Annotated in this window: 8 protein-coding genes and 1 pseudogene; 5 read left to right on the top strand and 4 right to left on the bottom strand. The window is 70.9% G+C overall.

The genetic code is table 11. The annotated features are described in order from the left end of the window. From VGZ32_RS13135 to VGZ32_RS13150, 4 genes and pseudogenes are all read right to left on the bottom strand, one after another. Positions 1–1,808: pseudogene (locus VGZ32_RS13135) on the bottom strand (Ig-like domain repeat protein); the annotation flags it as partial. A 448-nt stretch (positions 1,809–2,256) separates the two neighbouring features. Then, a complete protein-coding gene (locus VGZ32_RS13140) occupies positions 2,257–2,622 on the bottom strand; it encodes a cupin domain-containing protein (RefSeq protein WP_326886265.1) in 366 nt (121 codons plus the stop codon). Positions 2,623–2,801: 179 nt separating this feature from the next. Then, on the bottom strand, positions 2,802–3,308 hold the full coding sequence (locus tag VGZ32_RS13145; RefSeq protein WP_326886266.1) for a hypothetical protein: 507 nt from the start codon (positions 3,306–3,308) through the stop codon (positions 2,802–2,804). Continuing rightward, complete coding sequence (locus VGZ32_RS13150; protein ID WP_326886267.1) at positions 3,308–4,393, bottom strand: hypothetical protein; 1,086 nt, start codon at positions 4,391–4,393, stop codon at positions 3,308–3,310. Before VGZ32_RS13150 ends, VGZ32_RS13145 begins: the two co-directional genes overlap by 1 nt. Before the next feature lie 156 nt (positions 4,394–4,549). Between VGZ32_RS13150 and VGZ32_RS13155 the strand changes: the two genes are divergently transcribed. From VGZ32_RS13155 to VGZ32_RS13175, 5 genes are all read left to right on the top strand, one after another. Next, positions 4,550–5,266: a response regulator transcription factor gene (locus VGZ32_RS13155; RefSeq protein ID WP_326886268.1), complete on the top strand. Its 717-nt coding sequence runs from the start codon at positions 4,550–4,552 to the stop codon at positions 5,264–5,266. A 6-nt stretch (positions 5,267–5,272) separates the two neighbouring features. Further along, on the top strand, positions 5,273–6,646 hold the full coding sequence (locus tag VGZ32_RS13160; protein ID WP_326886269.1) for a HAMP domain-containing sensor histidine kinase: 1,374 nt from the start codon (positions 5,273–5,275) through the stop codon (positions 6,644–6,646). Between the two features lie 130 nt (positions 6,647–6,776). Beyond that, the gene (locus VGZ32_RS13165; RefSeq protein ID WP_326886270.1) at positions 6,777–7,415 is read left to right on the top strand and encodes a hypothetical protein; all 639 of its coding nucleotides are present in this window, start codon (positions 6,777–6,779) and stop codon (positions 7,413–7,415) included. A 178-nt stretch (positions 7,416–7,593) separates the two neighbouring features. Further along, the gene (locus VGZ32_RS13170) at positions 7,594–7,872 is read left to right on the top strand and encodes a hypothetical protein (protein ID WP_326886271.1); all 279 of its coding nucleotides are present in this window, start codon (positions 7,594–7,596) and stop codon (positions 7,870–7,872) included. After that, positions 7,869–8,451: FAD:protein FMN transferase (locus VGZ32_RS13175; protein WP_326886272.1), on the top strand; the 583-nt coding region annotated here is incomplete at its 3' end. The genes VGZ32_RS13170 and VGZ32_RS13175, both read left to right, overlap by 4 nt.

Below are 8,451 nucleotides of genomic sequence, written 5' to 3' on the forward strand. Positions count from 1 at the left end.
CCGGCGCAGCCGGTCGAGGAGGAGGACTGCACCACCCCCACCTTGATCACCGGCAGGCCGAGCACCCCGATCGTGGCGTCCTGCACGGACGCCGACGCGGCCGCACTGCCCGGGTCCACCGCGGTGACGACCTTCGCGCACAACGTGTCCGCACTGATCAGACCACTGATACTGACCAGGCACGGCGGCGCGAACGTGCCCGCGGACGCGCTCTGCACCGCCCCGGTGTCCGGCGTCGCCGAGATCGAGACCAGGCCGCTGGACTCCAACCCGAACGCCCGCCCGGTCAGGTACTGGAACTTCACCGTCGCCGAGGCTTCGGCCGGCCGGTAGTAGCCGTCCCCGGCGAACACCGCCGTCACCGGCACCGCGGTGCTGGACGCCGGCTGGTTGACCGAGGAGATGGTGCAGGACGCGGACCCGGAGGCGCCCGTGGTCCCCGCGCAGGACTGCCCCGTCGCCCCGGACCCGAGGGTGAAGGTGACCGTGCGCCCGGCGATCGGGGTGGCGCCGTCCTCGGTCAGCGTGCCCGACAGGGTCAGCGGCGCCCCGTTGGCGGCCTTGGCCGGCCCGGTGTAGACCAGCGCGCTCTCCTCGTGGGTGACCGTGTACGTGCTGGACGCCGAGGAGCCCAGATCACCGGTGTCACCCGCGAAACTCGCGGTCAGCGGGTAACTGCCCGCGGCCTCCCCCGGAGTAATCGCGCACGACGCCGTGCCGGACGCATCCGTGATCCCCGTGCACGACTCGCTGCCGTTAAGGGTGAACACCACCGGCTGACCCACGATCGGCCCGGCACCGTCACTCAACACCGCCGACACCGTACCCGGATCATGAAAATCACTCGCCGGCGCGCCGCCAGTGAAGGCCAGACTGGACTGACGTTGCTGCCAGACAACGGTCGCCGTGTTCGACGTGATCTTGCCGGCCGGGTTCGTGGCCGAGGCGACGTCGGTGTCGGTGCCCGTGACAGAACTCGTATAGCTGAATGTCGCGACGCCGTTCGCATCCGTCGTCGCGCTCTGCGTCAGCCCCGCGTTCGGCCCCGTCTGCACGGTGAAGTCGACGGTGGCTCCCTGCAGACCGGTGCCACACGAGTTGGCGAGCGTCGCCCGCAGCGTCGCCGGGCTGCCGAGCGTCTGCGTCTGAGAGGCCGGGGCGAGCGAGAGGGTGGCACTCGGGCAGTTGGTCCCGATCAACGACCACTGATGCGACTCGTTGGGGCCGCCCGGGCAGGCAGCCAGGTCGATCCCGCCGGTGTTGAGCACCTGCTTCGAATCGAGCAGCGCGTTCGTCACGCCGCCGATCGTCGCGTCGACCTCGGGAATCACGCCGTCCGGCGTGCAGGTCGTCCCCGCGCCGTTGACGCCGATGTCCGAGGTGTCGAACGCTCCGCTGGTCCCGCCGCACACCGCCGCCGCGGTGACCGCGGTCTGGGTGACGATCAGCTGCTGGCCGGGCGCCAGCACGGTGTTGTGCGGCCAGATGTCGAAGACGCAGGTGCTGATCTTCACCACGACCGAGTCGACGGTCTGCGGGATGTTCGTGTTGTTGACGATGCGCACCGCACCCGCGTCGAAGGTGCAGTTGGGCGTGCAGCCGGCGAACGTCACCCCGGATGCGCCCGCCCACGGGGTCGGGAAGTTGGTCGGATTGGCGCGCAGGTTGTCGGCGTAACCGACGTACACGTCGACGCTCGACGCGGCGGAGGCCGGGGCGGCGGTAACGGCTGCGACGCCGGTGAATGCGAGCGCGGCCGTCACGAGAACGGCGAACCACCTGGGCACGGCAGCGCGGAATATACGCATGGTTTTGTGCATGGAAAAACCCCCTGCGCGGCGGCGGAAACCGCCGCCCCAATGGCCGAAAGGCCTCATCAGCCGACCTCGGAGCCGAGGCCGGGTACGTTGATGAGAGTAAGGAAACGCCGATGGAACAGCCAGGCGGGAAAGGGGCGCAGAAGAGTCCCGCGGCATCGGTGCGCCGATATTGCGCGCTCGAAACGCATATTCGAGCAATCCCGGAAAAGTTCTTTCGAGAATCAGCGCGCAGAGTGCGGCTGGCGGCACCGGCGGTTCGGTCTCGAGGGGGCGACCGAATCGCGGTGCCGCCAGCGCGTCACCAAGGCAGCGGAAAATGACGCGGATGCACGAACCAGCGACTCAGAATCCCGCCGGTTCGAGCGAACCGCGGTGCCCGCCGCTGTCCGTCGGGCACCTGATCTCAGGTGAACGGATCGCCTCTGGAATCACGCCGTTACGCGCGCTTGGCGTAGTCCGCGAAGCCCTGCCAGTCGACCACGACACACGGCTCGTCACTGGTGATCCACGCGTCGTGGCCGGGCGGGATGTGCGCGTACTCGCCGGGACCGAAGTCGAACTCCTCGCCGTCGTCCATCCGCACGCGCATCCGGCCCGAGACGCAGTAGCCGGTGTGCTCGGCCTGGCAGCTGTCGGTGCCCGCGATCGGCTTGACGTGCTCCGACCACCTCCAGCCGGGCTCGAAGGTCGCCAGACCCACCGGGCCCGCGCTGGTGTTGACCAGCTCCAGGCGTCCCATGCCGGCCTCGAACAACCGAACCTCGTCCGCCTTGTCGAAATTCTTGTGCTCGACGCCCGACATTCCCTTTCTCCCTCCTTGCGATCGGCACGGCGGCCGCCGGCGACGCCGCACGCCCCGGCGCACCCGCCACCTCAACTCAAGCGCTGGAGCCGAGCCGCGTCACTACGGCATTCAGGGCATAGCGCAGACCGCTTCGCGGCGGCCATGATCGCTTCGGCGAAGCCGCGGCGAGCGCCGGACTAGCGATTGTTCTGGTGGTGGCAGGCGGCCATGGTCTCGGCGAGCTGGCCGACGACTTCGACCGGTATGGACTCGATCGGCCCGCCCAGCTGCTGCGCGCTCACCAGGACCCGGACCGGTGGGGCAGGCGGGCCGCTGAGTGGAAGCGGGACGAAGCACGTACCGGGTATGGGCACGTAGACGTTGACTTCCGCTCCTGGCGGCACCGTTTCGGGTGCGATGTACAGCGGCGGCGCGGCCGACGTACGTGAGAAGGCCGCGTCGGTCACCTCAACCGGTGTCGTGCCGTCGTTGCGCAGGAGTATCAGCACGCCGCCGGCGCCCGGAGTCTGGTCGAAGGTGGCCATGGGATCGCCCTCGGTCGCCTGGCGCAAAAGGATCTGCGTCGGCGGCTGCGTGTGCATGACCTGATATGCGCCCGTCGCGCCGACTGCGAAGCCGACGATGGCTGACGCGGTGGCGACGGTCCCGCCGCGGCGGCGGATGAAGCCCATCACGTCAGGCATCAGCCACCGCCCAATGCCGCACCGTTGGCGACGCAGTACGCCAGGATCACATTCAGGTCGGCGATCGCGGCCGTCTGATCGATCATCCGCGCCTGCGGGGCGCCTGGGGCGTCGCGCGCGTCGCTGAAGGTCAGCGTGTCGTATGCGTAGCCGTTCGAGGCGGCTTCCTGTGCCGCCGGACAGTCGTCGACTGACACCGAGATCGCAATGGCGCCGGTACCGTGCGGCGGGATGACGGTGTCAGCCGAGGCCGAGAGGTCCAGCCCGCCGCCGCTGGTCCATGACTGCGCAGCGGATGGCGACAGGGCCATGCGCAGCGGGAAGAGCGCGCGGTTGATGGCGGTGATCTCCACGACGTACGTGCCCGACGCGCGCGACGGCGCGAACGTCGTCGACTGCACCACCTGCGGGGTGGGCATCTGCGCGCAGACTGCCCGCTCCGCGATCTGGCTGTAGTGGTCCACCACCAGCGTTTCCTGGCGGATCGCTCCGTCCGCGGTCCGCACGCGTATCTGCGCGACCGTTGCGATGCGGTCCGGCGAGTAGTCCCCGCACACGAAATGGGCCCGGCCTCGCAGGAGGCTGACACCGCCCGACGCGGTCGGCGCCGGGCTCGCGGGGGTCAGCCAGGTGGCCTGGAACTCCAGGGCGCTGAGCGTCGCGCCGAGCACGGTGACCGGATCGGGACCGTCGTTGATCACGGAGAGGGACACGTCCTGGTCGAAAGTGTTCGTCCAGGGCGTCGCCAGCACCTGCTCAACGCTCTGACTCTGGCCCTGGGTCTGACTTTGCGTCGGCGGCGTGGGCAGCGGCTGCACCACGAACGGATTGACCGGTGCGAGGTGCAGGAGGGAGACGGTGCGATCGCTCACCGCCGTCCTGCCGTGGAGGAAACCGGCCATGGACGCGGCGCCGAGCACGACCGCGGCAAGCGCTATGCCGAGGTGGACGATCAAGGGATTGCCGACAGACGGTCCTGCTGTCCGGCGCCGCTTCAGCCACGCGCGCAGCGGACCGGCGTCACGCACCGGGGACCACGCGCCGTCCTGGGTGTCATCGTATTCGAATTCGATCTCGAGGCCCATTGGCGCCCCCTCCCCGGCGGCCGGACCGAACCGAACTGCCTTCTGTCGGCGCGATCGAACAGTGTCTCGCTCACGGCCGGAGCGATCAACCCCGCCCCGCGTTCGCGCCGCCGTCTGCGGCGGGCGGTCCGTTTCCGCGCTTAAAGTTGCGCTGTGATGGCACGAGGCGACGCGGTCCGGGCGGCACCGTTGCGGGTCCTGGTCGTGGAGGACGACGACGGGATCGCCCGGTCGATGGCGCGCGGACTGCAGCGCGCGGGCTACGTCGCGCAGGTCGTGGGCACCGGCGAGGCGGCGCTCGCAGCGGCGCCCGCGGACGTGGTGCTGCTCGATCTCGGCCTTCCGGACATGGACGGGGTCGAGGTGTGCCGGCGGCTCCGCATGCGCAGCGACGCGGTGATCATCGTGGTGACCGCGCGCGGTGAGGAGGGCGATCGGGTGGTCGCGCTGGACGAGGGCGCCGACGACTACCTGGTCAAGCCGTTCGGGCTGGCCGAGTTGCTCGCCCGGATCCGGGCGGTGTTGCGGCGGGTGACCCCGAGCGGGTCGGTCGTCTTCGCCCACGGTCCGGTCTCGGTGGATCCGCGCACCCGCCGGGTGACCGTGAACGGGGCCGAGATCGCGTTGACGCCGAAGGAGTTCGACATCCTCGAGTGCCTCGCCGCCGACCCCGGCCGGGTGGTCACGCGCCAGGAGCTGCTGGAGCGAGTCTGGGACGCGAACTGGTACGGGCCGACGAAGGTGCTGGACGTGCACATCGCCGCGCTGCGCCGCAAGCTCGGCGTGGACGGGCTCGTGGAGACCGTGTACGGGCGCGGATTCCGGCTCGGCGACCTCGCGGCGGGCGGCCCACAGCCCGGCGCAGCAGGCTGAGCAACCATGTCCCGCCGCATCGCCCTCGCCTTCACCGCGCTGATCGCGGCGCTGCTCGTGCTGGCCGTGGTACCGCTCGGGGTGTCGATGACCAACAACGAGCGCACGTCCTTCCGCTATGGCACGCAGTCGTCCGCGAACCAGGTCGCGTCCTCCGCCGAGGAGTACTTGGCGGATCATCACGGTACGACGGCGATGTACGCCGCGCTGGCCGCCGCCTCCGCTCGCGGCGACTGCGCGGCCGTGTTCGGGTCCGACGGCGTGGTCGTCGCGTCGACCCCCTGCGGCGCCGCCACGGAGGCGACCGCACGGCGCCTCGTCACTCAGGCGCTCGCCGCGCGGTCCGACACCGCCGCTCAGGACGGTGCGTGGCTGCGGGTGGCGGTGCCGATCAGCGACGCCGACAAGACCGCCGGGGCGGTGCTGCTAGCCCGGTCCGCAGATCCGGTCAACGACCGGATCTCTGTGATGTGGGGGTGGTTGATCCTCATCGGCGTTGGGTGCCTGCTTGTCGGTGTGGTGCTGTCCGTGTGGCTGGCCCGGTGGGTGGCGCGGCCTCTGGGGACGCTCGGCCAGGCGGCGGCGCGCCTGGGCGATGGGACGCTGGACGTGCGCGCCCCGGTAGACAGCGGTCCCGCCGAGGTCAGGGCGCTCGCGCTGACCTTCAACCGGATGGCGGAGCGCACCCGGATGCTTGTGGACGCCCACCAGGTCTGGGTCGCGGACGTGTCGCACCAGCTGCGTACTCCGCTGACCGCGCTGCGCCTCCGCCTAGATCTGCTGGCCGACGACGTGGACGACGAGGCCGCTGCGGAACTGGCCGGGGCGCAGGAGGAGATCGCCCGGCTCTCGCGCCTGGTGGACGGGCTGCTGGCAGTCGCGCGCGCCGAGAGCAGCGTGCCGCAGCCGCAGCCGGTGCGGGCCGACGCGGTGGCGGCTGAGCGGGTCGCGGCCTGGGAGCCGGTGGCCCGCGAACGCCGGATCGGTCTGACAGCGGACCCGGGCGAGCAGGCCACGGCGTATCTGGGTCCCGGGGACCTGGCGCAGATGCTCGACAACGTGCTGGCCAACGCCCTGGAAGCGGTGCCCGACGGTGGCCGGGTGCGCATCGAGGTGGCCAACGGCGCCGGGCGGGTCTCACTGAGGGTCGTCGATGACGGTCCGGGGATGAGCGAGCAGGCCAAGCAGGCGGCCTTCCGGCGGTTCGGCAATCCCGCGGCCCGCGGCAACGGGCTCGGCCTGGCGATCGTGTACCGCCTGGCGACCGCGAACGGGGGCGCGGTCAACTTGTCCGACACGCCGGGCGGAGGGCTGACCGTCGAGCTGGACCTCCCCGCCGAACGGCGCAAGGGCGCCGGGCGCGACGAGTCGGGAGCGTGATCTTAACCAGTTCTGAGGAAGTTCTGAACGGTTCGCGCGGAGGCGGGGCGCGACCCTGGAGGGACAGCTCTCTCCCGGGAGACGCTGATTTTTCTCGCAGGGGACACTGATTCGCGCCGAGAGGATCGCCGTGTACCGCACCGCCGACGCTCCCCGCCGCACGGCGTCCACGCGCGGGCGCGGCGGCGCCGACGGCAACGAGCGCCTGACCGCGATCACCGGCGTCGTCCTGCTGGTGCTGTTCGCCGCCGAGGGTGTCACCCTCCTCCAGCTGCGGGGCCTGCTGTACTGGCACTACTTCATCGGCCTGCTGCTGATCGGTCCGGTGTGCGTGAAGATCGCTTCGACGGCGTACCGCTTCACCCGCTACTACACGCGCCATCCCGAGTACGTCCGCAAGGGACCGCCCGCGCCGCTGCTGAGGCTGCTCGGCCCGTTCGTGATCCTCACCAGCGTCGGCGTCCTCGGCACCGGGGTGGCTCTCGGATTGGCCGGGACACGCACCTACGCCGGCGTTCCGATACTCCTGCTGCACAAGGCGAGTTTCGTGCTTTGGGCCGCAGTCATGACGGCGCACGTCTTGGCCTACGTGTGGCGCCTGCCTGCGCTTGTGGGGGCGGATCTGCGGTCCTCGCGCGGGCGGCGTGCCATGGGCGCGATCGGCGGACGCGGACTGCGCTGGTCGATCACGGCGGTGGGCCTCGGCGGCGGACTCGTGGCGGCTATGGCGGGCGCGCATCTGGCCGCACACTGGAGCTGGTTCCGGTGAGCGCAGAGACGGCGACATCAGAGACGGCGGAGTCCGGGATTGTCCGCAGATTCAGCCGACTCTCAGCAGATTCACAAGATTGCCGCTCACAGTGCGAGGGAGAGCGGGTTCCGGACCGCGGACCGTCCGGCACGGTTCCCGCGGCGCTCCCCACAGGCCGGGCTCAAGGGAGTTGAGGATGGACTCGAGGACACGCAAAGCCGTGTTGGCCCGCGACGCCGGAGTGCTGCGCGTCAAGAAGACCACCCGGCTGATCGGGACCTTCGCGGTGGCTGGCGGGCTGGTCATGGCCGCGGGCTTCGCCCATCTCCTGCCCACCCACCTGCCGCAGGTCAACGTTGGCCGCGACGGCGGCGGGAACGGCGGCTCCTCGAACGGGTCCGGCGGTCTGCAGGGTCCGAACAGCGCGCCGGGCGGAGGATCGGGGTCATCGCAGGTGACCTCCGGCGGATCGTGAGGGCGCCGAGCGCCGCTCCGGCGCGGGCCGAGCTGCCCGCATTCGGCGGCGCGGCGGTCGTGCTGACCGCCGATCCGGGGGCGCTCGACGAGGCGCTCGCGGTCGTCCGCAGGCACATCGAGGCGATGGACCTGGCGTGCAGCAGATTCCGGCCGGACTCCGAGCTGTCGTGGGTGAACGCGGCTGCCGGCCAGCCGGTCGTGGTGGGTGATTTGTTCGCCACGGCGCTGGAAACCGCACTGCGCGCCGCCGAGCTCACCGCCGGGGACGTCGATCCGACCTGCGGGGCCGCCCTGGTGGCCGCCGGGTACGACCGTGATTTCGAACAGCTGCGGGAGGCCGGAGTCGCGGTGACCGTGACCGGGCCGCGCCCGAGCCCGGGCTGGCGGACGGTCCGCTGGGACGCGGCGAACCGCCGGGTCACGGTTGAACGCGGAACCCTCCTCGACTTCGGCGCGACCGCCAAGGCCCTGGCCGCCGACCTCGCCGCGCGCGAGGCACACGACCGGACGGGCGGCGGCGTGCTGGTCAGTTTCAGCGGCGACATATCAGCGTTCGGCGTCCCTCCGGAAGGCGGCT

The organism is Actinocrinis sp. (assembly GCF_035938995.1).
GTDB lineage: Bacteria > Actinomycetota > Actinomycetes > Streptomycetales > Catenulisporaceae > DASZGI01.